The organism is Paraburkholderia sp. BR14320 (assembly GCF_040948665.1).
In the GTDB taxonomy this organism is placed as follows: Bacteria; Pseudomonadota; Gammaproteobacteria; order Burkholderiales; family Burkholderiaceae; genus Paraburkholderia; species Paraburkholderia youngii.
The window spans coordinates 1-24304 of sequence record NZ_JBFPKG010000051.1 but is presented as its reverse complement, the minus strand read 5'-3'; the positions used below and the strand labels follow the sequence as shown (position 1 = coordinate 24304).

The following is a 24304-nucleotide window of genomic DNA, read 5'->3' as shown; positions in this document are numbered from 1 at the left end:
ATTCGCGAGGCGGACGAAGTGACTGCCGCCGCACGGTGTGGCTTATAGTTGAAAAGGCCGAACCGATATTCACTGCGACACGAGGACGTGCGAGCGTGCTTCGCATCGATGCAAAGGACTGAGCATGATCAAGGAAGGTGAAAAGCTGCCCGACGCGACGCTCTTCGAGTATGTCGAAGACGACCGGGCGGGCTGCACGATCGGACCGAACAGTTTCGACGTGCGCGAGCAGACGGCGGGCAAACGCGTGGTGATCTTCGGATTGCCTGGCGCGTTCACGCCGACCTGTTCGGCCAAACATGTACCGGGCTATGTCGAGCATGCCGAGCAGTTGCGCGCTGCCGGCATCGACGAAATCTGGTGCGTGTCCGTCAACGACGCGTTCGTCATGGGCGCGTGGGGACGCGATCAGCACACCTCGGGCAAGGTGCGCATGATGGCGGACGGCAGTGCGGCTTTTACACGGGCGCTTGGTCTGGAGCAGGATCTGTCGGCGCGCGGCATGGGGATTCGTTCCCTGCGCTACGCGATGGTGGTCGACGACGGCGTGGTCAAGACGCTGAACGTCGAGGCCGCCGGCAAATTCGAAGTCAGCGATGCAGCGAGTATTCTCGCTACGTTGAGCTAGTTGCTGACGTCGCACCTTCGCCGCGACCCGCGCGCTGATGCCGCGTGGCGCGACGGCAACGGTGATTACGACGCTTTTGTGACAGGCCGTTACGCGGGCCGATGACCGGAAACGCCTCCGTTCCGGGGCATCGGCCCGTCACGCTTTCCGTCGCTAAGCCCAATGGGTAATGCAGCGAAACAGATTGTCACGTTCCCCGCAAAGACGCTGGTCTGGGGATTGGAGTATAATTGCGGCTATGGAATAAAAAATCCTGATTAGGATTTTCAATCGAATAGAAGACCACCATGTTGAAGCAGCGCACAATCAAATCGATCGTCAAGACTGTCGGTATCGGATTGCACTCCGGCCGTAAAGTCAATCTGACGCTCCGTCCGGCGGGGCCGGACACTGGCATCGTGTTTTCGCGCGTGGATTTGCCCACGCCGGTGGACATTCCTGCGTCGGCGATGGCGATTGGCGATACGCGTCTGGCTTCCGTGTTGCAGAAAGACGGCGCGCGCGTGTCGACCATCGAGCATCTGATGTCCGCCTGCGCCGGTCTTGGCATCGACAATCTTTACGTCGACGTCACCGCCGAAGAAATCCCGATCATGGACGGCAGCGCGGGTTCGTTCGTGTTCCTGATCCAGTCGGCGGGTATCGAAGAGCAGAACGCAGCGAAGAAATTCATCAAGGTCACGAAGCCGATCGAAATCCGCGACGGCGACAAGTTCGCGCGCCTCGATCCGTATTTCGGCTTCAAGCTCAAGTTCACGATCGACTTCCGTCACCCCGCCGTGGACAAAACCGGTCAGGCGCTGGAAGTGGATTTCGCCAACACGTCGTACGTGCGCGAAATCGCGCGCGCCCGCACGTTCGGCTTCGCGCATGAAGTGGAAATGATGCGTGAGCTCGGCCTCGCGCGGGGCGGCAGCATGGACAACGCGATTGTGCTCGACGAGTACCGCATCCTGAACAACGACGGCCTTCGTTACGACGACGAGTTCGTCAAGCACAAGATGCTCGACGCGATCGGCGACCTGTACGTGATCGGTCACCCACTGCTCGCGTCGTACACCGCGTACAAGTCCGGCCACGGCCTGAACAATGCATTGCTGCGCGAGTTGCTCGCGCACGAAGACTCGTACGAAATCGTCACCTTCGACGACACGCAAAAGGCCCCGCGCGGCTTCGCGTACGAAACGCAGACGGCGTTCGCATAAAGCCGGCGTGACAGGCAGGCAGATGAAAAACGGCCCCTCCGGGCCGTTTTTTTCGTTCAGCGTTCAGCGATTGCGCTGATGCCGCGCGGCCATGCGCGCGAGCGCTTCCTGCAACGGCGAAGGCTCGAGCGATTCGCTCAACGCCTGCAGCGCGGCGGCGCCGGCCGGCGTCATGCGCGCCTGCTTGACGGGCGGCGGTTCTTTAAGCGGCTGCGGCCGTACGCGAATCTTCAGAGCCTGCACGGGCCAGCCGCGCTGCTGCAAATCCACCAGCAGCCGCGGCTCCAGATGCCGCAGACGCGCCGCGAGCGCGTTGTGCGCGGCGAATAGCGCCAGCACGCCCTCCTTGATGAAGCTGGGCTCGACACTCGTCGCCAGATAGTCGGGCAAAAGCTCGCGCAGATCCTTCTCGAGCGCGGCGATCTGCTCGACGCCCGCGCGCAACGCCGCGAACGCGTCCGTGCGGCCGAGAACCTCGGCGAGCGGTTGCGGGCGGCGCAGATCGAACTGCTTCGGCGGCCTTGAAAAGGACGAAAAACGGCTCATGTTTGGCATTGACACGTGAACTCGCCCCATGCGCGCTCACGCCGCGATTGTACCGCGCGAGCAGCTTGCGATGCCGGTCCGCGCGGCGCCGAAGGTTGCCTGGCGGGGCCGAACAGAGCCGGCGCCGTCACGGCTCCGACACGAGCGCAGCCGGAGGCGCGTGCTAAAATGCCCGATTCGAATTCACTCTTGGACTAAGCCGCCGAGGACTTTCCGACCCAGGCGCGGTATGCATGTAGCGCACACCGCGAGCCAGCCGAAGCCGCGACGCAGACACCGATCCGATGACCACCGGTTTTCTACAGAAGATTTTTGGCAGCCGTAATCAGCGGCTTGTCAAGCAATATCAAAAGACCGTCGCGGCGATCAATGCGCTCGAGCCGCAGATCGAGCAATTGACGGATGACCAACTGCGCGCCAAAACGGGTGAATTCCGCCAGCGCGTCGCGAGCGGCGAATCGCTCGACAAGATCCTGCCGGAGGCGTTCGCGGTCTGCCGCGAGGCCAGCAAGCGGGTGCTGAAGATGCGCCACTTCGACGTGCAGCTGATCGGCGGTATGGCGCTGCACTACGGCAAGATCAGCGAAATGCGCACCGGCGAGGGCAAGACGCTCGTCGCGACGCTGCCGGTCTACCTGAACGCGCTGTCGGGCCGCGGCGTCCACGTGGTCACGGTCAACGACTACCTCGCGCAGCGCGACGCCGAGTGGATGGCGCGTCTCTATAACTTCCTCGGTCTGTCGGTCGGTATCAACCTGTCGCAGATGGAGCACACGGCGAAGCAGCAAGCCTACGCCGCCGACATCACCTACGGCACCAACAACGAATTCGGCTTCGACTACCTGCGCGACAACATGGTCTACGAGACCGACGCGCGCGTGCAGCGGAGCCTGAACTTCGCGGTCGTCGACGAGGTGGACTCAATCCTGATCGACGAAGCGCGTACGCCGCTGATCATCTCCGGCCAGGCCGAAGACCACACCGAACTCTACGTGCGCATGAACGCACTGCCGCCGCTGCTCGAGCGCCAGATCGGCGAAGAGAAGGCGGACGGCACCGGCGTCGAGAAGCCTGGCGACTACACGCTGGACGAAAAAGGCCGTCAGGTGTTCCTGACCGAGTCTGGCCACGAAAAGGCGGAGCGGCTGCTCTCCGAGTGGGGTCTGATCGGTGAGGGCGAAAGCCTGTACGCGCCACAGAACATCACGCTGATGCATCACGTGTACGCGGCGCTGCGCGCGCATACGCTGTTCTTCAAGGATCAGCACTACGTCGTGCAGAACGGCGAAGTGATCATCGTCGACGAATTCACCGGCCGTCTGATGGCCGGCCGCCGGTGGTCGGACGGTCTGCACCAGGCGGTCGAGGCGAAGGAGCACGTGAAGATCCAGAGCGAGAACCAGACGCTCGCGTCGATCACGTTCCAGAACTACTTCCGCATGTACGCGAAGCTGGCCGGCATGACCGGCACGGCCGACACCGAAGCGTACGAATTCAACGAGATCTACGGTCTCGAAACGGTCGTGATCCCGACCAACCGTCCGCCGAAGCGGATCGACAAGCAGGATCAGATCTACAAGACCGCGAAGGAACGCTACGACGCGGTGATCCGCGACATCCGCGAGTGCTACGAACGCGGGCAGCCGGTGCTGGTCGGCACGACGTCGATCGAGAACTCGGAACTGCTGTCGCATCTGCTGAAGCAGGCCGGCTTGCCGCACGAAGTGCTGAACGCGAAGCAGCACGCGCGCGAAGCGGCAATCGTCGCCGAAGCGGGTCGTCCGCAACGCATCACGATCGCGACCAACATGGCCGGCCGTGGTACGGACATCGTGCTCGGCGGCAACGCGGAGAAGCAGGCGTCGTTCATCGAGCAGGACGAAACGCTCTCCGACGACGAAAAGCAACGCCGCATCCAGAAGCTGCACGACGAATGGCAGACGCTGCACGATCAGGTGAAGGCCGCGGGCGGTCTGCACATCATCGGCACCGAACGTCATGAGTCGCGCCGGATCGACAACCAGCTGCGCGGCCGTGCTGGCCGTCAGGGTGACCCGGGTTCGTCGCGCTTCTATCTGTCGCTGGAAGATCCGCTGCTGCGCATTTTCGCGGGCGACCGCGTGCGCGCGATCATGGACCGTCTCAAGATGCCGGAAGGCGAGGCGATCGAAGCAGGCATCGTGTCGCGTTCGATCGAATCGGCGCAACGCAAGGTCGAGGCGCGCAACTTCGATATTCGTAAGCAATTGCTCGAATATGACGACGTGTCGAACGACCAGCGCAAGGTGATCTACCAGCAGCGCAACGAACTGCTCGAAGCGAACGACATCACCGAGACCATCACCGCGATGCGTCACGGCGTGGTGGGCGACATCGTGCATCAGTTCGTGCCGGTGGGCAGTATCGAAGAACAGTGGGACGTGCCCGAGCTCGAAGAAGTGCTGCGCAACGAATGGCAGCTCGACCTCGCGATCCAGGAAATGATCAACGAGTCGAACTCGATCAGCGCGGAAGAGATTCTCGAAGCTGTCGAGGCCGCCGCGGACGAGGGGTACGAAGCGAAGGTCCAGCTGGTCGGCCGTGAATCGTTCAGCGCGTTCGAGCGCTCGATCATGCTGCAGACGCTCGACCGCGCATGGCGCGAGCATCTGGCCGCGCTCGACCATCTGCGTCAGGGCATCCATCTGCGCGGCTATGCGCAGAAGAACCCGAAGCAGGAATACAAGCGCGAGGCGTTCGAACTGTTCGCCGCGATGCTCGACGCGGTGAAGCTCGAAGTCACGCGCATCGTGATGAACGTGCAGATCCAGTCGCCGGAGCAGCTCGAAGCGGCCGCGGAGCAGATGGAAGAGCAGGGCGGTCATCTGGAGAACGTCGAGTTCCGTCATGCCGAGTTCGCGGAAGCCGGCGCCGCCGCGCCGGTTGCAGCCGAAGCGGCCACCGCCGCGATGATCGGCGACGCAATGAGCCATGGTCATGGCCACGGCGCGGTGCCGCAGACCCTGAACGTGAATACCGACAACGTGCCGAAAGTCGGCCGCAACGACCCGTGTCCGTGCGGTAGCGGCAAGAAGTACAAGCAGTGCCACGGCAAGATCGCATAATTGCCGACGCGGCGCGCTTCAGGGCGCGCCGCGTCGCTTTTGAGCGCCGCTTGTCCGTTTTGATTTCGCGGGTGACCCGGCAACACGCCCGGGTCATCAGTTCCGTTTCCCCGATGCCGGCGTCCGCCGGCATTTTCTTCGACAGGTCGCGACCATGGCTGTCAACTTTCCCTCGATCGATCCCGCTCAACTCCACCCCGTCGCCGGCGTCACGCTAGGCTGGGCGGAAGCGAATATCCGCAAGCCGAACCGCAAGGACGTGCTCGTCATTTCCGTCGACGAAGGCGCGACGGTCGGCGGCGTGTTCACGCAGAACCGCTTCTGCGCGGCGCCCGTCACGGTCTGCCGCGAGAACCTGCAGCGCGTGCGCGCGGGCGGCAAGCCGATTCGCGCGCTGGTGATCAACACCGGCAACGCGAACGCGGGCACCGGTGAGCAGGGCCTCGCGGCGACGCGCGAAACCTGCGCGGAACTCGCGCGTCTCGCCGACATCCTGCCCGAGCAGGTGCTGCCGTTCTCGACGGGCGTGATCCTCGAACCGCTGCCGGTCGATCGTCTGAAGGCCGGTTTGCCGGCCGCGCTCGCGAATCGCAAGGAAGCAAACTGGTACGACGCGGCGCAGTCGATCATGACGACCGACACGCTGCCGAAGGCGAGCTCGCGCCAGGTCACGATCGACGGCCACACGGTCACGCTGACCGGCATCAGCAAGGGCGCCGGCATGATCAAGCCGAACATGGCGACCATGCTCGGCTTCCTCGCGTTCGACGCAGCCGTCGCGCAGGCCGTGCTCGACGAACTCGTGAAGCACGTCGCGGACCGCTCGTTCAACTGCATTACGATCGATGGCGATACGTCGACCAACGATTCGTTCATCCTGATCGCGTCGGGCAAATCAAGCCTGCCCGCGATCACGTCCACCGATTCGCCCGCTTATGCAGCGCTGCGCGACGCGGTGACCGAGGTCGCGCAGAGCCTCGCGCAACTGATCGTGCGCGATGGTGAAGGCGCGACCAAGTTCATGACCGTGCATGTCGAAGGCGGCTCGAGCGTCGGCGAATGCCGCCAGATCGCCTACGCGATCGGCCATTCGCCGCTCGTCAAGACGGCCTTCTATGCATCGGACCCGAACCTCGGCCGCATTCTCGCGGCCATCGGCTATGCCGGCGTGGACGATCTCGACGTCGGCAAGATCGATCTGTATCTCGACGACGTGCTGGTCGCGACTGCCGGCGGCCGCAACCCGGCCTACCGCGAAGAAGACGGCCAGCGCGTGATGAAAAAGAGCGAGATCGGCATTCGCGTCGTGCTCGGCCGCGGCAATGCGCAAGCCACGATCTGGACCTGCGATCTGTCGCACGACTACGTGAGCATCAACGCCGACTACCGCTCGTAATCAGGTTCAAAGCTCGGCCGCGGGCCGCCTACTTACCATGGACAAACTCGAACAGTTTCTGACCCGGGCCGAAGCCGTGCTCGGCCGCCTGGAAGCGATGCTTCCGCCCGCCGCGCCGGACATCGACTGGTCGGCCGCAGTCGCGTTTCGCTGGCGCAAGCGCCAGGGGCGCGGCTACCTGCAGCCGGTGCCCGCCATTTCGTCGATCACGCTCGACGACCTGCAGAACATCGATCGGCAGAAAGGGCTGATCGAACAGAACACGCGCCAGTTTGTGCGCATGCAGCCGGCCAACAACGTGCTGCTGACGGGCGCGCGGGGCACCGGCAAGTCGTCGCTGATCAAGGCGTGTCTGAACGCTTACGCGAAAGACGGCCTGCGTCTGATCGAAGTGGACAAGGACGATCTGCACGACCTCGGCGACATTGTCGATCTGATCGCGAAGCGCCCGGAGCGCTTCATCGTCTTCTGCGACGACCTGTCGTTCGAAGAAGGCGAGTCGGGCTACAAGGCGCTGAAAGTCGCGCTCGACGGCTCGGTCGCCGCGCAATCCGACAACGTGCTGATCTACGCGACGTCGAACCGCCGCCATCTGCTGCCCGAGTACATGAGCGACAACGAAACGTACAAGCACACGTCGGACGGCGAGATTCATCCGGGTGAACTGGTCGAAGAGAAGATTTCGCTGTCGGAGCGTTTCGGGCTGTGGGTCAGCTTCTATCCGTTCAAACAGGACGACTATCTGACGATCATCGCGCACTGGCTGCGTCATTTCGGTTGCGACGACGCCGAGATCGAATCGGCGCGCGGCGATGCGCTCGTGTGGGCGCTCGAACGCGGCTCGCGCTCGGGGCGGGTCGCATGGCAATTCGCGCGCGACTGGTCTGGCCGTAAGACGCCGGCATGAGCGACGCTGGCAAAAACGCGGGCAATAGCGCCGGCACTAACGGCGCCGGCCGACCCGTCACCGAGGTCGCGGTCGGCGTGCTGGTGCAGCCTGACGGGCGCTATCTGCTCGCACAGCGTCCGGCGGGCAAGCCGTACGAGGGCTACTGGGAGTTTCCGGGGGGCAAGCTGGAGGCGGGTGAGTCAGTCGAGGCCGCGCTTGCGCGCGAGCTGCACGAGGAGCTGGGAATCGAGGTCGAAGCGAGCCATCTGTGGCACACGCTCGAACACGATTATCCGCACGCCTATGTGCGCCTATTCTTCTGCAAGGTGACGCAGTGGTCGGGCGAGCCCCACGGGCGTGAAGGCCAGGCCTTCGTGTGGCAGAGCTTGCCTGCGGATGTCTCGCCGTTGTTACCGGCCACAATCCCGGTGCTGGAGTGGCTGGCGGCCGAAAACAAGTGATCGGTTGAAACAGAGTGGCTGAAAAGGCCACGCGATAGCGTTGCGCTGTCTCGGGAGCGTCGCGATTCGCGTGGCTTTTTTGCTGGCTCACTCAGTGCGGGTTGTAGTCGCCGCGCGGCGTTTCCTCTTCGGACGAAGACCCTTCCTGTTCGTTGCCGCCAATCCGGTATTTTTCGGCGGCCCATGCGCCGAGATCAATCTGCTTGCAGCGCTCGGAGCAGAAAGGACGGAAGCGGCTCTCGGGGATCCAGCGGACATCTTTACCGCAGGTAGGACATTTGACGACGGTAGGCATACGGTCGGACGGTCAATCGCAAACGGAACAAGTAACGAATATAGGGCTATTTCGCGCCGCTTCAAAGGCGCGTTCGGTCAAATCCGGGGTGCGCTGCCCGATGCGGCGGCGATTTTCAGGCGATTACAGGCTGCAGAGCGTGAGCTGGAACGGCACGTCGACGTCGACCGCACGCGGCCGCAGATCGCCGTCCTGCACCGTGAAACGCACCCACAGCATGTACTTGTTGGCGCTCGCTTCGGGAATCACGCGCAATTCGGGCGCGACGCGAACCTGCATCAATTGATACGAGCGGCCCGACAGCATTTGCTGATAGCTGCCTTGCATCGCCATCACCTTCGACGCCTGGCCCGACTCGCGCGCGAGCCGCAGCACGATCGTGGCTGCGTCGCGCAGCGGCAAAAGCGGCGTGACCCACTTGGCGATGTCCTGGCGACGCTGATCGGGATGCAACTGTTGCCACGCGTAATACGAGGGCAGGTCGAATTTGCAGGTGCCACCGGGGATGATTGCGCGGCTGCGAATGCTCGCGAGCCATTCGTTGTCTGCAAGATGCTGGCCGGTCTTGCCTTGCATCTGCGTGAGCCCCGCAAGTGTCTGCTCGATTTCGCCGAGCACCGCTTCGAGCGCGTTCTGCTCGATGCCCGGATTGCCGCGAAACGGCGCGAGCGTTTGCCGCTGCCGTTCGAGCTCTTTCATCAGATCCGACTTCAGATCCGCGCGGCCAGCTACTTCGGAGATTTCGAACAGCGTTGTCAGTGCGACGTGATGTTCCCGCGCGTCTTCCTGAGTCAGAAAGAACGTGAAGCGCTCGAACAGATCTTCGAGCCGCAACAGCGTCCGGATTCGCTCATTGAAGGGGTACTCGTAAAGGATCAAGCGGGCTCGCCTCGGGCGTGGTCGGTGACAGGAATGCAAAACATTCTAATGCCGTGGGACTACCCAGGCAATCACGCACGCTTTCCGCGTGCTTTCGCAACTTTTTTGTCAGTTCCCGGTGTTCTGAGCGCTTCGGCTCTCGCATGCGCGCAAAGTTCAATTGTGCCCTGACGACGCGTGCCGAAGATGCGTATCCGCCTCACGGGGCACCATGCGCTTGATGCGTGCAAGCGAGGCCGACCTGAGAGCTCCGCGCGCTACGACTCGGCCTCACCCTTCGCGAGCGACAGATACGCTTGATGGTGAGCGTCCACCTGCGCCTCGAGTTCCAGGAGCGGCGCATTGTCATTGACGATCACGTCGTCGGCGGCGGCGAGGCGCGCTTCGCGCGTGGCCTGGCGCGCGATGATCGCGAGCACCTGCTCACGGCTGAAGCCGTTGCGGCTTATCACCCGCGCGATTTGCGTGTCGACGCTGCAATCGACGGTGAGCACGCGATTCACACGGTTCTTCCAGGTGCCGGACTCGACCAGCAACGGCACCACGACGATCACATACGGCCCTTGCGCTTCGCGCTCTTCGCGCTCGGTTTCCGCGCGAATCAGCGGATGCGTGATGCCTTCCAGACGTTTGCGCGCAGTGTCGTCGCTGAACACGAGCGTGCGCATGCGCGCGCGATCGAGCGAGCCGTCGGCGGCGACGAACTCAGTGCCGAATTCGGCGGCGATGTGCGGCATCGCCAATCCATGCGGCGCGGTGATGCGATGCGCGATCACGTCGGTATCGACGAGCGGCACGCCGCGCGCGGCAAACAGATTGGCAACCGTCGACTTGCCGCTACCGATGCCGCCGGTGAGTCCCACAACGAACATGCTTCAGCCTCCCAAAGCCAGGTAAAGCGGCGTGCCGGCAAACAGCGTGAGCGCACCGCCCGCCGCGAGAAATGGCCCAAACGGCAGCGGCTCTTCGAAGCGCATACGGCCGCGCCACGTCGCCGCGAGGCCGATCACGGCGCCGGCCACAGCGGCGACCAGCACGATTTGCGGCAGTGCGGGCCAGCCGAGCCACGCGCCGAGCGCCGCGAGCAGTTTGAAGTCGCCATAGCCCATGCCTTCGATACCGCGCACGAGCCTGAACGCCCAATGCACGGCCCATAACACCAGATATCCGAAGATAGCCCCGAGGACCGCATCATGCAGGTTCGTGAACATGCCGTTGAAATTGACGATCAGGCCGGCCCACAACAGCGGCAAGGTCAAGGAATCGGGCAGCAGATGCGTATCGATATCGATCGCGCTCATCGCAAGCAACGTTGCGCACAGGCCGAACGCAGCGAGTGCCATCAAGGTCGGGCCGAACGCCATCAATGCGCCTGCGGCGAAAGCTGCACTCGCGATTTCGAGCAGCGGATAACGTGCGCTGATGTGCGTGCCGCATGCGGAACAGCGGCCGCGTAACAGCAGGTAGCTCAACACCGGCAAGTTTTCCCACGCGCTCAGTACGTGGCCGCAATGCGGGCACGCGCTACGCGGCACCCACAGGTTGTAGCGCTCGGGCAGTCCGTCGCCGGGCCGCGGCTCGTCGGTGGCCTCGCTGATTTCGGCGCGCCAGGCACGCTCGAGCATGATCGGCAGCCGATGCACGACCACGTTCAGGAAGCTGCCGATCACGAGGCCGAGCACGATCGCGAACGCGATCTGCACCCCGGCGGGCAGACTCGCGAGCGCGAGGCCGATATCGCTTGCAAAGCGGCCTGGCAGTAAGCCCGCGAGCAAGCTGGAGGAGGTTTGTGACACGAGCGGTAGAGGAGCCTGCATGGTCATGAAGTGGATTCGGCTGCGATGCTACACCACGTTGCCGAGTTGAATAATGGGAAGATACATCGCGATTACGAGGCCGCCGACCAGCGTGCCGAGCACGACGATCACGAGCGGTTCGCACAGGCTCGACAGCGTACCGATGCGGTCGTCGACCTGGCGATCCGCGAGCGACGCGACATCGAGCAGCATGCTGTCGAGCGCGCCAGATTCCTCGGCGACCGCAACGGGCTGCACGACCTCGGCAGGAAAGCAGCGTGCCGCGCGCATCGCCGCGGCGAGCCTTTCGCCGCGCCGCAGTCTGATGGCGATGCTTGCCGTTGCGCGATCGAAGAAGGCATTGCCGGTCGCCTGGGTGAGCGAATCGAACGCGTCGGCGAGCGGTGTGCCAGCGGACAGCAAAGTGCCGAGCGCGCGACTCCAGCGCGCTGCGCACAGCGTGCGCAGCAGCGGGCCGGCCACCGGCAGGTTGAGCGACAGGCGAGCGAAGCGGATGCGCGCGCTGGTCGATCGACGCAGCACGAACGAGATGGCCGAGCTCATTGCGAGCATCAGCGCGAACAGCGGCACACTCCAGCGCGCGGCACCCGCCGAAAGCGCCAGCACGAACTGCGTCGGCGCGGGCAGCCTGGCGCCGAAGCCATCGAAGATCTGCTTGAACGTCGGCACGACCCACACCAGCAACGCGGCGGTTATCGCGATCGCGAGCAGCAGGATCGCGACTGGATAGGTGAGAGCCGCGCGCACCTTTGCACGCTGTGCGGCGGCGCGTTCGCGATCGTCGGCGAGGCGGGCGAGCACGGTGACGAGCGCGCCCGCCGCTTCACCCACCTCGACGAGTTGGCAATACAGCGCATTGAACTGCGCCGGATGCCGCTGCAGGGCCGCCGAAAACCGCAGGCCGGCAGTGATATCTCGCGCGACCGTACCGACGATCCGCGGCATGCCTTGCCGCTGACCCGACGCCGGCGTCTGCGCGAGCAGTTCGAGCGCGGGCGCGAGCGGCAAGCCGGCACGCAGCAGACTGGACAGTTGTCGCGTGAATAGCGTGACATCGGCCGCGCTGGTCTTTGGGCGTGGCGCCGGCCCTTGCGTTGCGAGCTCGACGATAAAGAGGTTGTCGCGTTTGAGCAGCGTGCGCGCGGCGCTCGCGTCGGGCGCGATGAGCGTGCCGCTATGACGCGTGCCGTCCGCGTCGACGCCGCGCCACCTGAAGCGCAGATCGGCTGAGACGGACCCTGTCGGTGACAGCGCGGGGATACTCATGCGACCTCCGTGGCGGCGAGCGCTTCGGCGAGACTGGTGGTGCCGTCGCGCACGCGCGCTAGCGCCGCGTCGCGTAACGTCGCGACCTGTTCGGTCTGCGCGAGGCGGCCCAGCTCGTGCGCGCCCGCGCTTGTGACGATCAGCTCGCGCATCGCGTCGGAAACGGGCATCACCTGATGTATGCCGACGCGCCCCCGGTAGCCGATGCCATGGCAAGCCGCGCAGCCGGTCCCCGCATACGGTTGCCAGCCGTCCAGCTCGTGTTCGCCGAAGCCCGCCGCGTGGAGCGCGGCCGCGGAATGGGGCGCAGGTGCTCGACACTCGACGCACAGTCGCCGCACCAGCCGCTGCGCGGTCACCATCCGCAGCGCGGCGGCAAGGTTGTACGGCTCGACACCGATATCGATGAGGCGCGCGATGGCTGCGGGGGCGTCGTTGGTATGCAGCGTGGACAGCACGAGGTGGCCGGTTTGGGCGGCCTTCACGGCGACGTCGGCGGTTTCGTTGTCGCGGATTTCGCCGACCATGATCACGTCAGGGTCCTGACGCAGGAACGCGCGCAGTGCGACCGCGAACGTAAGCCCGGCTTTTTCGCGCACGCTGACCTGGTTGATGCCGGCCAGCTGAATCTCGGCCGGATCTTCCACCGAGCAGAGGTTGCGTGCCTCGCCGTTCAGCAGATTCAGGAAGCAGTACAGCGAAAGCGTCTTGCCGCTGCCCGTTGGTCCGGTGACGAGCATCAGACCGTGCGGCGCGCGGATCGCGGCATCGACGGCCACGCGCTGCCGCGGATCGAGGCCGAGCGAATCGAGTGATAAATCTGCGGGTAGCGCGTCGAGCCGTCGTAGTACCAGCTTTTCGCCGAACAGCGTCGGCAGTGAATTGACTCGGTAATCCTCGAGTCGCCCTGGCGACGTCGCGAGGCGTAGCCGGCCGTCTTGCGGCACGCGTCGCTCGGCGATGTCCATGCGCGCGAGCACCTTGACACGCGTGACGAACGCATCGCGCAGATGCGCGGGCGGCCGCGGGATTTCATGCAGTACGCCGTCGATACGCAGGCGCACACGCCAGCCGTGCTCGGCCGGCTCGATGTGGATATCCGACGCATTGCGCCGCGTCGCTTCGTGCAACGTGTCGGTCAACAGACGCACGGCCGGGGCATTGTCCGGATCGTTCAGATTCGTTGCGCTGGATTCGCCGTCGGCAGCGAGTGGGCGCCGCAATGCCGCGGTGGTGGCGAAGGGTGTTTGCATAAGAGACCGGTGATGAGCCGCCTGTAGAACATGACGGCTTCATCTTCCGGATGAGAGCGTCCGAGTGCCATTCGGCCATTCGGCTAATGGCGCGCGTCGCGAGCCTGTGCAATGCTGACCATGAATTAGCGAGCGACTGTGCGGGCTTCAGCCTGACCTTGCTTTTCCGGCCTTGGTGCGCGACGGCGGTTTGAACAGCTTGACGGTGCGGATTGCCTGATCGTCGCTGCGCATCACTTCGAGCTTGGTGTCGCCGATGCGCACGCAGACGTCGCCGTCGGGGATGTCTTCGAGAATTTCGAGAATCAGGCCGTTGAGCGTTTTGGGACCATCGGTGGGCAGCGCGAGTTGCAGCCAGCGGTTCAGCTCGCGCAACGGCATGCTGCCTGCAACGATGCATTCGCCCGCTTCGTTCCAGCCGCCGCGCGAACTGGCGCCACGCGGAATCGACGTGGTGAATTCGCCGATCAGTTCCTCGATGATGTCTTCCGGCGTGACGAGGCCTTGCAGTTCGCCGTATTCGTTGACGACGAGCGCGATGCGGTGCCGGCTCTCCTGAAAGTACTGCAACTGCTGGAACACCGGCGTGCCGCTGGGCACGAAATACGGCTCGGCGAGCAGCTCGCGCAAGGTATCGCGTTCGAGCTCCTGGTTGTGCAGCGCTGACAGTGTCTTGCGCACATGCAGCACACCGAGCACGCGGTCGATGTCGCCCTGGTAGACGATCAGCTTGTTGTGATAGCAGGTCTCAAGTTGATGCAGGATCTGTTCGAACGGCGCATCGAAGTCGAGCGCCTCGATGCGGCGGCGCGGGATCATCACGTCGTCGACGGAGATGTTTTCGAGGTCGAACAGATTGAGCAGGATGCTGCGGTGTTTGGTCGGCATGAAGCTGCCGGATTCGAGCACGATGGTGCGTAGTTCTTCGGTAGACAGTCGCTGATCGCGCGCGCCCTTCGTATTGATGTGCAGCACACGCAGGATGCCGGTGGCGAACAGGTTGACGAACCAGATCACCGGTCTCGCGATGCGCATCAACGGCGCGATCAGCAGGCTCGCGGGCAGTGCGATTTTCTCGGGAAACGTCGCGCCGACGATCTTCGGCGTAATTTCCGCGAACACGATAATGAGGAACGCGACGATACCGGTCGCGATCGACAGCACGAGGCTATTGCGGCCGAACGTATGCAACGCGAGCGATGTAGTCAGGACCGGAATGATCGTGTTGAACAGGTTGTTGCCGATCAGGATGACGCTCAATAGCTGATCGGTTTTTGCGAGCAGTCCCTGGGTCGTTTTCGCGCCGAGCGTGTTTTTGCTGGCGAGATGTTTGAGCCGATGACGGTTCAGCGCCATCATCGCTGTCTCGGAAATGGAAAAGAAGGCGGAGCAGACAAGCAGCAGAAGGACGGCGCCGATCTGCGCCCATAAGGGAAGTTGTTCCACGCGTCGTGAAAAAAAGGGAAAGGATGAAGAGAATATAGCAGAGGGGGCGCGCGCTCCGCCGTGGACGGCGGCTGACGCCGCTGCTGGATCGCCAACGTCGCGACGTACGCGCTGTGCCTGCCTTGCCGGAGCAAAAGAAAGCAGCGAAAGGCTGCAGGAGAGCAGCAAAAAGCTCCCGTGCAAAACAAAAAACCGCCGAGCAATGCTGCGGCGGTTTTTGAACCTTGAGCTAACAAGGAGAATCTGGTCGGGGTGAGAGGATTCGAACCTCCGGCCTCTACGTCCCGAACGTAGCGCTCTACCAGGCTAAGCTACACCCCGATTTGGTACTGCTGACTCGATTCGGACTATTTCGGCGTTTCAGTCTCGTTCAAGACTGCCTTGCCGTCGAGTAAGAACATAATTCTAGCAGGCTCTCTTTGAAAATGGAATGGGGAAATGAAGAAATTGCTGCCGCGGCTGCCTGCGCCTCCTGTTTCGCGCACTCGAGCGTGTGGTCGAGCGCGCCCGATCGCGTGATAGCGTCGAAAATCGTATCGAAACGGTCGGTGCCACCCTGCTCGATGGCTTCGCGCGCGAGCGCCGATTGCTCGGGCGTGCCGCGTTCGATCAGATAGATGAGCGGAAGCGTCGGTTTGCCTTCGCGCAGATCGTCGCCGGCGTTCTTGCCCATCGACTCGGCCGTGCCGGTGTAGTCGAGCCAGTCGTCCATGATCTGGAACGCGGTGCCGATGCGGCGGCCATATTCGGCGGCGGCGGCTTCGGTTTTCGCGTCCGCTCCGGCGAGCACCGCCCCGAGTTGGGCGGCCGCCTCGAACAACTTTGCGGTTTTGTAGCGGATCACCTGCATGTAGCGGGCTTCGTCGACGTCGGCATCGTGCATGTTCAACAACTGCAGCACTTCGCCTTCGGAGATGATGTTGGTCGCCTCCGACAGAATTTCCATCACGCGCATCTTGCCCACGCCGACCATCATCTGGAACGAGCGCGAATACAGGAAATCACCGACCAACACGCTCGCGGCGTTGCCGAACAGCGCGTTGGCGGTCTGGCGGCCGCGCCGCAGGTCGGACTCGTCGACCACGTCGTCATGCAGCAGCGTGGCCGTGTGAATGAATTCGACGACCGCGGCAAGCTCGTGCCGGTGTCCCGTCGTGTCGCCCAGCGCGCCCGCCACCAGCAACAGCAGCGCGGGCCGCAGCCGCTTTCCGCCGGCGCTGATGATGTACTCGGAAATCTGATTGATCAGCATCACGTCCGACGCAAGACGTTGCCGGATGACGCGATTGACCTGCTGCATGTCTTCGGCGATCGGAGCAAGCAGGCTGGCGACGTTGGGGGAGGTGGTGGCAGTCGACGACATGATGGCTGAATTGGGTAGTGCCGCGAATTATAAGGCGATCGGGGCGCTTCCGGGTCGCCGGCTGCGGTGCGGATGCTTTCCGCACGGCGCGAGGACCGCTCGCCAAGGGCGTCTGCGGACCGCCGCGCCTCGCTGGTTTATTGTCTGCGAGCGCCTGCGACAGGTGGCGAACCCGAACGGTAGGCGGTTTGGTAAGCAGGTTTTGACCGAGCAGCTAACTCTATGTATAATTGAGAGTTTCCGCGCGCGGTGCGTGGGAAAAATGAATACAGAGTGAGGTTCTCAATGTACGCGGTCATAAAAACCGGCGGCAAGCAGTACAAGGTTGCCGTCGGCGAAAAACTTAAAGTAGAACAGATACCGGCAGACATTGACGCTGAAATCACGCTCGACCAGGTTCTCGCAGTGGGCGAAGGCGAATCGATTAAGTTCGGTACGCCGCTGGTCAGTGGGGCTTCCGTCAAGGCTACCGTCGTGTCGCAAGGGCGTCACGCCAAAGTGACGATCTTCAAGATGCGTCGCCGGAAGCACTACCAGAAGCATGGCGGCCACCGCCAGAACTATACCGAACTGCGCATCGACGCGATCAACGCGTAAGCGCACCGGTTAAGGAGCAAATCAAATGGCACACAAAAAGGCAGGCGGATCGTCCCGGAACGGCCGCGACTCCGAATCGAAGCGCCTCGGCGTTAAGGTTTACGGCGGCCAGGCTATCAACGCTGGTGGCATCATCGTGCGTCAGCGCGGTACGCGCATGCACGCTGGCGAGAACGTCGGCATGGGCAAGGATCACACCCTGTTCGCGCTGAAGGACGGCCACGTCCAGTTCTCGACGAAGGGCGCGGCGAAGAAGCACACCGTTTCCGTCGTCCCGGCAGCCTGAGTTTAGTCAGGCACGGGCTTCAGGACCGGAAAAGGCCCCGCGAAGTTCGCGGGGCTTTTTTTATTGCGGCGCCTCTTTCGTGTGGCGCCGAAGCCGCGCAGCCAACAGCTCATCACCGGCGACTATGCCTTTCGGTCGATTGATCAACGCGCGGCCCGCGCGGCAAAATAGCAGCATCCAATCAGTAACAACCCCTGCATCGAATCGAGCAGTACACCACGGGACGGAGTAACGCATGAAGTTCATTGACGAAGCGAGGATTGAAGTCATCGCCGGCGACGGAGGGGATGGCAGCGCGTCGATGCGCCGCGAGAAGTTCGTTCCGTTCGGCGGCCCCGATGGCGGTGATGGCGGCCGGGGCGGCAGCGTGATTGCCGTTGCTGACCGCAACATCAACACGCTGATCGATTACCGCTACGCGAAAAAACATCTGGCGCGCAACGGCGAAAACGGTCGTGGCTCAGATTGCTATGGCAAGGGCGGCGACGACATCACGCTGCGCATGCCGGTTGGCACGACCATCACGGACATGGAAACCGGCGAACTGATCGCCGATCTGACCGAGCACAACCAGAGCGTGCAAATCGCGCAAGGCGGCGCAGGCGGTCTCGGCAACCTCCATTTCAAGTCCAGCACGAACCGCGCGCCGCGTCAGAAAACCGACGGCAAGCCGGGCGAGCGCCGCATGGTCCGCCTCGAACTGAAAGTGTTGGCTGACGTCGGTCTGCTCGGCATGCCGAATGCAGGCAAGTCGACGTTCATCTCTTCGGTGTCGAACGCGAAGCCGAAAATTGCCGATTACCCATTCACCACGCTCGCACCGAACCTCGGCGTCGTGCGCGTCGGGCCGAGCCGCAGCTTCGTGATTGCGGACATTCCGGGGCTGATCGAAGGCGCGGCGGAAGGCGCCGGCCTCGGCCATCAATTCTTGCGCCACCTGCAGCGCACCGGGCTGCTGCTGCACATCGTCGACATCGCACCGTTCGATGAATCGATCGATCCGGTCGCGGAAGCGAAAGCGATTGTCAACGAACTGCGCAAGTACGACGAAGAGCTTTATCAGAAACCACGCTGGCTCGTGCTGAACAAGCTGGACATGGTGCCCGAGGACGAGCGTGAAGCGCGCGTGGCGGCTTTCCTCGAAGGCTTTGGCTGGGACGGTCCGGTGTTCGAGATCTCGGCGCTGACTGGCCAGGGCTGTGAAAATCTTTGCTATGCGGTGTTCGACTACCTCGCCGAGCACTCCGACGCGCAACGCGCGGCCGAAGCCGAAGACCTCGCCTCCGACGTGCGTTTCCGCGAGGGGACGCAGGTACCGGCCGAGACCCCCGAAGCCGGCAGCGATCCGCACGAATAACAAGTCGCGCGCCGGCGCCTGCGGCGGGTGTCGGCATGCATCTCGCGTCATCTTGGGAGACAGCGCACAATGCGTTCCGTCATCGCAGATTCACGGCGATTGGTCGTCAAAGTCGGTTCGAGCCTCGTCACGAACGACGGGCGCGGCCTCGATCATGCGGCGATCGGCCGCTGGGCCGCGCAAATTGCCGCACTGCGCGCGCAGGGCAAGGAAGTCGTTCTGGTCAGCTCGGGCGCGATCGCCGAGGGCATGCAGCGGCTCGGCTGGACAAAGCGGCCGCGTGAAATCGATGAATTGCAGGCGGCTGCGGCGGTCGGCCAGATGGGCCTCGCGCAAGTGTACGAAAGCCGCTTTGCCGAGCATTCCATCCAGACTGCGCAGATCCTGCTTACTCACGCCGACCTCGCCGACCGCGAGCGCTATCTGAATGCGCGCTCCACGCTGCTCACGCTGCTGCGGCTCGGTGTCGTACCGATCATCAACGAGAACGACACGGTCGTCACCGACGAAATCAAGTTCGGCGACAACGACACGCTCGGCGCGCTGGTCGCCAATCTGATCGAGGGCGACGCGCTGATCATTCTGACGGACCAGCAAGGCCTCTTCACCGCCGATCCGCGCAAGAACCCGAACGCGACGCTCGTCCAGCAAGCCGACGCCGGCGCGCCCGATCTGGAAGCGATGGCGGGCGGCGCGGGCTCGAGCCTCGGCCGCGGCGGCATGCTGACCAAAATTCTTGCCGCGAAGCGCGCAGCCCATAGCGGCGCCAATACGGTGATCGCGAGTGGGCGCGAAGCGGACGTGCTGCTGAGACTGGCGGCCGGCGAGGCGATCGGCACGCAGCTGATCGCGCGCACCGCGCGCATGGCGGCGCGCAAGCAATGGATGGCCGATCACCTGCAGGTGCGCGGCCACGTCGTGATCGATGACGGCGCGGTCGAAAAATTGACCGCCGGCGGCAAGAGCCTGCTGCCGATCGGCATCGTGGGCGTGCAGGGCGCTTTCGCGCGCGGTGAGGTGATCGCGTGTCTGAGCGCGTCGGGCCGTGAAGTCGCACGTGGTTTGACGAACTACAGCAGCGCGGAAACCAAGCTGATCCAGCGGCGTCCGAGCGGCGAAATCGAGTCGGTGCTGGGCTATATGCTGGAGCCCGAGCTGATTCACCGCGACAATCTCGTGCTGATTTGATCTTTCAGGATGCGAGCGCACAAAGCGCCGACAAAAAAGCCGTTCCAGCGCAGGCTGGAACGGCTTTTTGTCGTCATGTGTAGGCAACGGCGCCTGAATTAGGTGTGCCGCACAAACGGCCTCAATGAATCTGCGACGTCTGCGTGCGCTTGTAACGAATGTTCTCGACGATGCGCTGCGCGCTGCCGGTCGGAATCTTGTTCGCGCACATATAGTCCTGATACAGCGCGGCCTGGTACGCGTTCAGCGCACCATTTTCGATGCGCGAAAACTGGTTCGCGACCGTCGTGTCCCAGCCGTCGTGATCGGCGTTGAGGCCCGCGTACTGACGCCATTCATACGTGTCGCAGCGGATGCCCTCGTAATTGACGTTGCGTGCGCCGCCCGGGCTCGTGACGACCACCGTGTAACGCACGACACCGTCGTCGCCGACGCTGACCGATTTCGGGTCGATCGCGAATTGCAGCGGCGTATTGCCGGAGACCTCGAACGGCAGCAGGTTCGTGTCGGTGGGCAGCGGCGGCAACGTGTCGACCTTGTTTTCAACCCAGTTGCTCTTACGATCCAGCAGATAGACGAACTCGCTGTCGTCTTTATTGGTCGGTTTGCCGGCGCTCGAACAGCCTGCCAGCAGGGCGCCAGTGGCGACGCACGCCACGGCGAGTGCAAATGCTTTCAATATGATTCCCTCGAAAGACGGACGCGGCTCAAAAGCCGCGCCAGAGAGAGGCGGCGCTTGCCGCCGCCTTGGAATGGTCAATCGCGCACGCCTCGTCGGACTAACGGGGCGACGGCCTCGTCGGCTTCGGCCGTTTCGCGCTCATGCTCCGGTGCGATGTTCGCATCTGGTGAGCCGGGACCGCAATCCGGCACGACCAGCACGCGCGTCGATGTTTCGACACTGACCGAACTTACGGTAGTGACGGTGGTGACCACCGTGCTTACCGCGGAATCCGGCGGGCTTTGCATCGACGACGCTATCCGGGGATAACGCGACCCATGATGCCCGCCAGGTTTTTCCGCACGCGGCGCAGGCCGGCGCATGAAACGGGACAGCTCCGTCAGCGCCAACTGATACACATCCCGCTTGAACTCGATCACACAGTCGAGCGGTACCCAATACTCGTTCCAACGCCACGCATCGAACTCGGGGTGGTCGGTGGCGCGCAAACAGATGTCGCAGTCGCGTCCTACCATCCGGAGCAAAAACCAGATTTGTTTCTGGCCGCGGTAATGACCGCGTACTTCGCGCTTGATGAACTTGTCAGGCACCTCATAACGCAACCAGTCGCGCGTGCGACCGATCACCTTGACGTGCTCAGGAAGCAGTCCGGTCTCTTCGTGTAACTCCCGATACATCGCTTGCACGGGGGTTTCGCCATATTTGATGCCCCCTTGCGGAAACTGCCAGGAATGTTCACGGAGCCGTTTGCCCCAAAACACCTCGTTGTGCGCGTTCAAGAGGATGATGCCGACGTTCGGGCGAAAGCCTTCACGATCCAGCATACAACCACCTTCGAATCCTTTAAAATTGCTTTGATTATAAACAGATAACGGACCCTACGCACCGAATCGCATGAGATTGCCGCGATTCGCCGCAACAGCCCGTGTTTGCGGTAGCCTGTCGGTTTTCCGTGCCGGATCCCTTGCGAGAGGCTTTGCGCGGCGGTTTCGGCGCTGCACGGGGACAGGGTGCCGCCAGTCGGGCGAATCCCGCTGGCTTCGCCGCTGATCTGTGTCGATTTTCCCCATGTTTTCACCTTTTCTGGCGGTCCCACCGGAAGCCGCCGCTTTTGGACACCTTGAATGAAAGCTTCCCGTTTCTTTATCGGCACCCTCAAAGAAGCGCCCGCCGACGCCGAAATCATCAGCCACAAGCTCATGGTGCGCGCGGGCATGATCCGCCGCGTCGCGGGCGGTATCTACAACTACTTGCCGGTCGGCCTGCGTTCGATCCGCAAGGTGGAAGCGATCGTGCGCGAGGAAATGAACCGGGCAGGCGCCATCGAGCTGTTGATGCCGTCCGTGCAGCCGGCCGAACTGTGGCAGGAATCGGGCCGCTGGGAGAAGTACGGTCCCGAGCTGTTGCGCTTCAAGGACCGCAAGCAGGCTGATTTCGTGTTGGGTCCGACGCACGAGGAAGTCGTGACCGACATCGCGCGCAACCAGATCAAGAGCTATCGCCAGCTGCCGGTCAACTTCTATCAGATCCAGACGAAGTTCCGCGATGAGATTCGTCCGCGTTTCGGCGTGATGCGCGGCCGCGAGTTCATCATGAAAGACGCGTACTCGTTCGACAAGGACGCGGAAGGTCTGCGCGAGTCGTATCGCAAGATGTACGAGGCGTACGTGCGCATCTTCACGCGCCTCGGCCTCGAGTTCCGCGCGGTGGCGGCGGACAACGGCTCGATCGGCGGCAGCGGCTCGCATGAGTTCCACGTGATCGCCGACACCGGCGAAGACGCGATCGCCTATTGCCCGAGTTCCGATTTCGCCGCGAACGTCGAGGCCGCCGACGCATTGCCGCTGATCGCGCAACGCGCCGCGCCCGCCGAGGACATGAAAAAGACCGCGACGCCCGGCAAGGCGAAGTGCGAGGCGGTCGCCGAACTGCTGAACATTCCGCTCGAGCGCACGATCAAGTCGGTCATTCTCGCCACCGAAAACGAAGGCGCCGAGCCGACCATCTGGCTGCTGATGCTGCGCGGCGACCACGACCTGAACGAGATCAAGGTCGGCAAGCTGCCCGGTCTCGCCGACTTCCGCATGGCGACCGAAGCCGAGATCATCGAAACGTTCGGGACGCCGCCGGGCTATCTCGGTCCGATCAACACGAAGAAGCCGGTCAAGGTGATCGCGGACCGCACGGTCGCGAACATGAGCGACTTCGTGGTCGGCTCGAACGAGGTCGACTATCACACCACCGGCGTGAACTGGGGCCGCGACCTGCCGGAGCCGGTCGTCGCCGACATCCGCAACGTGAAGAAGGGCGATCCGTCGCCGGACGGCAAGGGTGTGCTCGACATCTGCCGCGGCATCGAAGTGGGCCACGTGTTCCAGCTCGGCACGAAGTACTCCGAAGCGATGAACGCGACCTGTCTCGACGAAACCGGCAAGCCGCGGCCGATGGAAATGGGCTGCTACGGCATCGGCGTCACGCGTATCCTCGGCGCCGCGATCGAACAGAATTTCGACGACAAGGGCATCATCTGGCCGGAGTCGATCGCGCCGTTCGAAGCCGTGCTGTGTCCGATGGGCTACGACCGCAGCGACGCGGTACGTGAGCAGGCCGACAAACTGTACGCGGAACTCGTCGCGGCCGGCATCGACGTGATCCTCGACGATCGCGGCGAGCGTCCGGGCGTGATGTTCGCCGACTGGGAGCTGATCGGCGTGCCGCACCGGCTGGTCATTGGCGACCGCGGACTGAAGGACGGCAAAATCGAGTATCAGGGCCGTCGCGACGCCGAAGCGACGCTGCTGCCGGTCGCTGACGCCGCGCAGACGGTGATCGACAAAGTGCGCGCGGCGCTCGCGAACTAAGCGGGGCGGGCAGTGGAGTACACCTTCCTGTCCGCGACGGTGCTGCTGATCCTGATCACCGATCCGCTCGGCAACATCCCGATCTTCATTAGCTGTCTGCGCGGGGTGTCGCCGGAGCGCCGCACGGTCGTGATCCTGCGCGAGGTCGCGATCGCGTTTGCGATCCTGCTGGTGTTCATGGTGCTCGGGCAGAGCTTTCTGCGCATGATGAGCCTGAGTGACCAGTCGCTGCGGATCGGCGGCGGCATTGTCCTGTTTCTGATCGCGCTGCGCATGGTGTTTCCGCATCCGGACGGGCCGTTCGGCGGCGACGCGCGCGGCGGCGAGCCGCTGATCGTGCCGCTCGCGATTCCGGCGCTGGCAGGTCCGTCGGCGTTGGCGACCGTCATGCTGCTGACCTCGCAGGCGCCGGGCCAGACGTTCGAGTGGGTCGGCGCGCTGACCGTCACGATGATCATCTGCGCGATCGTGCTGATGCTCGCAGAGCGCATTCAGGCGTGGCTCGGTGAACGGGTGATGGCGGCGTTCGAGCGGCTGATGGGGCTGGTGCTCGTCGCGATTTCAGTCGAGATGATGCTCGGCGGCATCCGCTCTTTCGTGCACAAGCTGTGAAGCGGGAGCCGATGCGCGAGTTGCCACCGTCGCAGCCATAAAAAAAGGTTCTTCGTAGAAAAGCGTGGAGCGATTTTTGCCAATTGCGTAATCTGATGCCTGAATTGAGGGGACATCAGGGGGAGAATTGCTCGATCGCAAGGCACTGCAGGCGCTGGGGTGCTGGAAGGGCT

23 protein-coding genes and 1 tRNA gene are annotated in these 24304 nt (G+C 63.3%); 12 read left to right on the top strand and 12 right to left on the bottom strand.

Features of this window, described 5'->3' with window-relative positions; translation table 11 throughout:
• Nucleotides 1-124 precede the first annotated feature (124 nt).
• Entirely contained in the window at nucleotides 125-628 is a 504-nt protein-coding gene (locus AB3X89_RS31890; protein ID WP_013090605.1) for a peroxiredoxin, read from the top strand.
• Nucleotides 629-915: 287 nt separating this feature from the next.
• Complete coding sequence (gene lpxC, locus AB3X89_RS31885) at nucleotides 916-1833, top strand: UDP-3-O-acyl-N-acetylglucosamine deacetylase (RefSeq protein ID WP_368586816.1); 918 nt, start codon at nucleotides 916-918, stop codon at nucleotides 1831-1833.
• Nucleotides 1834-1896: 63 nt separating this feature from the next.
• Here the strand turns inward: lpxC and AB3X89_RS31880 are convergent, their stop codons facing one another.
• The gene (locus AB3X89_RS31880; protein ID WP_368586815.1) at nucleotides 1897-2379 is read right to left on the bottom strand and encodes a DciA family protein; all 483 of its coding nucleotides are present in this window, start codon (nucleotides 2377-2379) and stop codon (nucleotides 1897-1899) included.
• Between the two features lie 284 nt (nucleotides 2380-2663).
• On the opposite strand from AB3X89_RS31880, the gene secA reads away from it, so the two are divergent.
• The 4 genes from secA (at nucleotide 2664) to AB3X89_RS31860 (ending at nucleotide 8229) form a co-directional block, all read left to right on the top strand.
• On the top strand, nucleotides 2664-5483 hold the full coding sequence (gene secA, locus AB3X89_RS31875) for a preprotein translocase subunit SecA (RefSeq protein ID WP_368586814.1): 2820 nt from the start codon (nucleotides 2664-2666) through the stop codon (nucleotides 5481-5483).
• A gap of 154 nt (nucleotides 5484-5637) precedes the next feature.
• Nucleotides 5638-6879 carry a bifunctional glutamate N-acetyltransferase/amino-acid acetyltransferase ArgJ gene (argJ, locus tag AB3X89_RS31870; RefSeq protein ID WP_368586813.1) on the top strand — a complete coding sequence of 414 codons (1242 nt, stop codon included), beginning with the start codon at nucleotides 5638-5640 and terminating at the stop codon, nucleotides 6877-6879.
• A gap of 37 nt (nucleotides 6880-6916) precedes the next feature.
• On the top strand, nucleotides 6917-7786 hold the full coding sequence (locus AB3X89_RS31865; RefSeq protein ID WP_368586812.1) for an ATP-binding protein: 870 nt from the start codon (nucleotides 6917-6919) through the stop codon (nucleotides 7784-7786).
• Entirely contained in the window at nucleotides 7783-8229 is a 447-nt protein-coding gene (locus AB3X89_RS31860) for an NUDIX domain-containing protein (RefSeq protein ID WP_368586811.1), read from the top strand. Before AB3X89_RS31865 ends, AB3X89_RS31860 begins: the two co-directional genes overlap by 4 nt.
• A gap of 91 nt (nucleotides 8230-8320) precedes the next feature.
• Here the strand turns inward: AB3X89_RS31860 and yacG are convergent, their stop codons facing one another.
• The 9 genes from yacG to AB3X89_RS31815 all read right to left on the bottom strand — a co-directional run bounded on the left by yacG (nucleotide 8321) and on the right by AB3X89_RS31815 (nucleotide 16548).
• Nucleotides 8321-8524: a DNA gyrase inhibitor YacG gene (yacG, locus tag AB3X89_RS31855; RefSeq protein WP_368586810.1), complete on the bottom strand. Its 204-nt coding sequence runs from the start codon at nucleotides 8522-8524 to the stop codon at nucleotides 8321-8323.
• Nucleotides 8525-8647: 123 nt separating this feature from the next.
• Nucleotides 8648-9403: a cell division protein ZapD gene (gene zapD / locus AB3X89_RS31850; protein WP_008921182.1), complete on the bottom strand. Its 756-nt coding sequence runs from the start codon at nucleotides 9401-9403 to the stop codon at nucleotides 8648-8650.
• 257 nt (nucleotides 9404-9660) lie between these two features.
• Nucleotides 9661-10275, bottom strand: coding sequence for a dephospho-CoA kinase (gene coaE, locus AB3X89_RS31845; protein WP_368586809.1), 615 nt, complete (start codon nucleotides 10273-10275; stop codon nucleotides 9661-9663).
• Nucleotides 10276-10278: 3 nt separating this feature from the next.
• Nucleotides 10279-11220, bottom strand: a complete 942-nt coding sequence (locus tag AB3X89_RS31840) for an A24 family peptidase (protein ID WP_368586833.1) — start codon at nucleotides 11218-11220, stop codon at nucleotides 10279-10281.
• A 27-nt stretch (nucleotides 11221-11247) separates the two neighbouring features.
• Entirely contained in the window at nucleotides 11248-12486 is a 1239-nt protein-coding gene (locus AB3X89_RS31835; RefSeq protein WP_368586808.1) for a type II secretion system F family protein, read from the bottom strand.
• Nucleotides 12483-13739 carry a GspE/PulE family protein gene (locus AB3X89_RS31830; RefSeq protein ID WP_368586807.1) on the bottom strand — a complete coding sequence of 419 codons (1257 nt, stop codon included), beginning with the start codon at nucleotides 13737-13739 and terminating at the stop codon, nucleotides 12483-12485. The genes AB3X89_RS31835 and AB3X89_RS31830 overlap by 4 nt, the downstream gene beginning before the upstream one ends.
• 147 nt (nucleotides 13740-13886) lie before the next feature.
• On the bottom strand, nucleotides 13887-15185 hold the full coding sequence (locus tag AB3X89_RS31825; RefSeq protein ID WP_368586806.1) for an HlyC/CorC family transporter: 1299 nt from the start codon (nucleotides 15183-15185) through the stop codon (nucleotides 13887-13889).
• 244 nt (nucleotides 15186-15429) lie between these two features.
• A tRNA-Pro gene (locus AB3X89_RS31820) sits at nucleotides 15430-15506 on the bottom strand.
• Nucleotides 15507-15555: 49 nt separating this feature from the next.
• Complete coding sequence (locus AB3X89_RS31815) at nucleotides 15556-16548, bottom strand: polyprenyl synthetase family protein (RefSeq protein ID WP_026229109.1); 993 nt, start codon at nucleotides 16546-16548, stop codon at nucleotides 15556-15558.
• Nucleotides 16549-16833: 285 nt separating this feature from the next.
• On the opposite strand from AB3X89_RS31815, the gene rplU reads away from it, so the two are divergent.
• The 4 genes from rplU to proB all read left to right on the top strand — a co-directional run bounded on the left by rplU (nucleotide 16834) and on the right by proB (nucleotide 19976).
• Nucleotides 16834-17145 (top strand): 50S ribosomal protein L21, encoded by a 312-nt coding sequence (gene rplU, locus AB3X89_RS31810; protein ID WP_007180329.1) that lies wholly within the window; start codon nucleotides 16834-16836, stop codon nucleotides 17143-17145.
• Between the two features lie 25 nt (nucleotides 17146-17170).
• On the top strand, nucleotides 17171-17431 hold the full coding sequence (gene rpmA, locus AB3X89_RS31805; protein WP_008923994.1) for a 50S ribosomal protein L27: 261 nt from the start codon (nucleotides 17171-17173) through the stop codon (nucleotides 17429-17431).
• Nucleotides 17432-17666: 235 nt separating this feature from the next.
• Nucleotides 17667-18788: an Obg family GTPase CgtA gene (gene cgtA, locus AB3X89_RS31800; RefSeq protein WP_368586805.1), complete on the top strand. Its 1122-nt coding sequence runs from the start codon at nucleotides 17667-17669 to the stop codon at nucleotides 18786-18788.
• A 69-nt stretch (nucleotides 18789-18857) separates the two neighbouring features.
• On the top strand, nucleotides 18858-19976 hold the full coding sequence (gene proB / locus AB3X89_RS31795) for a glutamate 5-kinase (RefSeq protein ID WP_176121902.1): 1119 nt from the start codon (nucleotides 18858-18860) through the stop codon (nucleotides 19974-19976).
• A gap of 121 nt (nucleotides 19977-20097) precedes the next feature.
• On the opposite strand, the gene AB3X89_RS31790 is transcribed toward proB, so the two are convergent.
• Entirely contained in the window at nucleotides 20098-20655 is a 558-nt protein-coding gene (locus tag AB3X89_RS31790; protein WP_368586804.1) for a CNP1-like family protein, read from the bottom strand.
• 77 nt (nucleotides 20656-20732) lie between these two features.
• On the bottom strand, nucleotides 20733-21482 hold the full coding sequence (locus AB3X89_RS31785; protein WP_368586803.1) for an RNA pyrophosphohydrolase: 750 nt from the start codon (nucleotides 21480-21482) through the stop codon (nucleotides 20733-20735).
• 300 nt (nucleotides 21483-21782) lie between these two features.
• On the opposite strand from AB3X89_RS31785, the gene AB3X89_RS31780 reads away from it, so the two are divergent.
• Together AB3X89_RS31780 and AB3X89_RS31775 are read left to right on the top strand one after the other, a co-directional pair.
• A complete protein-coding gene (locus AB3X89_RS31780) occupies nucleotides 21783-23519 on the top strand; it encodes a proline--tRNA ligase (protein WP_368586802.1) in 1737 nt (578 codons plus the stop codon).
• 12 nt (nucleotides 23520-23531) lie between these two features.
• Entirely contained in the window at nucleotides 23532-24131 is a 600-nt protein-coding gene (locus tag AB3X89_RS31775) for a MarC family protein (RefSeq protein WP_013090584.1), read from the top strand.
• Nucleotides 24132-24304 lie beyond the last annotated feature (173 nt).

What these genes read in the sequence shown, in the direction of transcription:
- argJ (WP_368586813.1), top strand. Translation starts at nt 5,638, where the DNA reads ATGGCTGTCAACTTTCCCTCGATCGATCCCGCTCAACTCCACCCCGTC.
- AB3X89_RS31785 (WP_368586803.1), bottom strand. Translation starts at nt 21,482, where the DNA reads ATGCTGGATCGTGAAGGCTTTCGCCCGAACGTCGGCATCATCCTCTTG.
- AB3X89_RS31835 (WP_368586808.1), bottom strand. Translation starts at nt 12,486, where the DNA reads ATGAGTATCCCCGCGCTGTCACCGACAGGGTCCGTCTCAGCCGATCTG.
- AB3X89_RS31830 (WP_368586807.1), bottom strand. Translation starts at nt 13,739, where the DNA reads ATGCAAACACCCTTCGCCACCACCGCGGCATTGCGGCGCCCACTCGCT.
- AB3X89_RS31865 (WP_368586812.1), top strand. Translation starts at nt 6,917, where the DNA reads ATGGACAAACTCGAACAGTTTCTGACCCGGGCCGAAGCCGTGCTCGGC.
- secA (WP_368586814.1), top strand. Translation starts at nt 2,664, where the DNA reads ATGACCACCGGTTTTCTACAGAAGATTTTTGGCAGCCGTAATCAGCGG.
- AB3X89_RS31840 (WP_368586833.1), bottom strand. Translation starts at nt 11,220, where the DNA reads ATGCAGGCTCCTCTACCGCTCGTGTCACAAACCTCCTCCAGCTTGCTC.
- cgtA (WP_368586805.1), top strand. Translation starts at nt 17,667, where the DNA reads ATGAAGTTCATTGACGAAGCGAGGATTGAAGTCATCGCCGGCGACGGA.
- AB3X89_RS31860 (WP_368586811.1), top strand. Translation starts at nt 7,783, where the DNA reads ATGAGCGACGCTGGCAAAAACGCGGGCAATAGCGCCGGCACTAACGGC.
- rplU (WP_007180329.1), top strand. Translation starts at nt 16,834, where the DNA reads ATGTACGCGGTCATAAAAACCGGCGGCAAGCAGTACAAGGTTGCCGTC.
- AB3X89_RS31780 (WP_368586802.1), top strand. Translation starts at nt 21,783, where the DNA reads ATGAAAGCTTCCCGTTTCTTTATCGGCACCCTCAAAGAAGCGCCCGCC.
- AB3X89_RS31890 (WP_013090605.1), top strand. Translation starts at nt 125, where the DNA reads ATGATCAAGGAAGGTGAAAAGCTGCCCGACGCGACGCTCTTCGAGTAT.
- AB3X89_RS31815 (WP_026229109.1), bottom strand. Translation starts at nt 16,548, where the DNA reads ATGTCGTCGACTGCCACCACCTCCCCCAACGTCGCCAGCCTGCTTGCT.
- proB (WP_176121902.1), top strand. Translation starts at nt 18,858, where the DNA reads ATGCGTTCCGTCATCGCAGATTCACGGCGATTGGTCGTCAAAGTCGGT.
- lpxC (WP_368586816.1), top strand. Translation starts at nt 916, where the DNA reads ATGTTGAAGCAGCGCACAATCAAATCGATCGTCAAGACTGTCGGTATC.
- rpmA (WP_008923994.1), top strand. Translation starts at nt 17,171, where the DNA reads ATGGCACACAAAAAGGCAGGCGGATCGTCCCGGAACGGCCGCGACTCC.
- coaE (WP_368586809.1), bottom strand. Translation starts at nt 10,275, where the DNA reads ATGTTCGTTGTGGGACTCACCGGCGGCATCGGTAGCGGCAAGTCGACG.
- AB3X89_RS31880 (WP_368586815.1), bottom strand. Translation starts at nt 2,379, where the DNA reads ATGAGCCGTTTTTCGTCCTTTTCAAGGCCGCCGAAGCAGTTCGATCTG.
- yacG (WP_368586810.1), bottom strand. Translation starts at nt 8,524, where the DNA reads ATGCCTACCGTCGTCAAATGTCCTACCTGCGGTAAAGATGTCCGCTGG.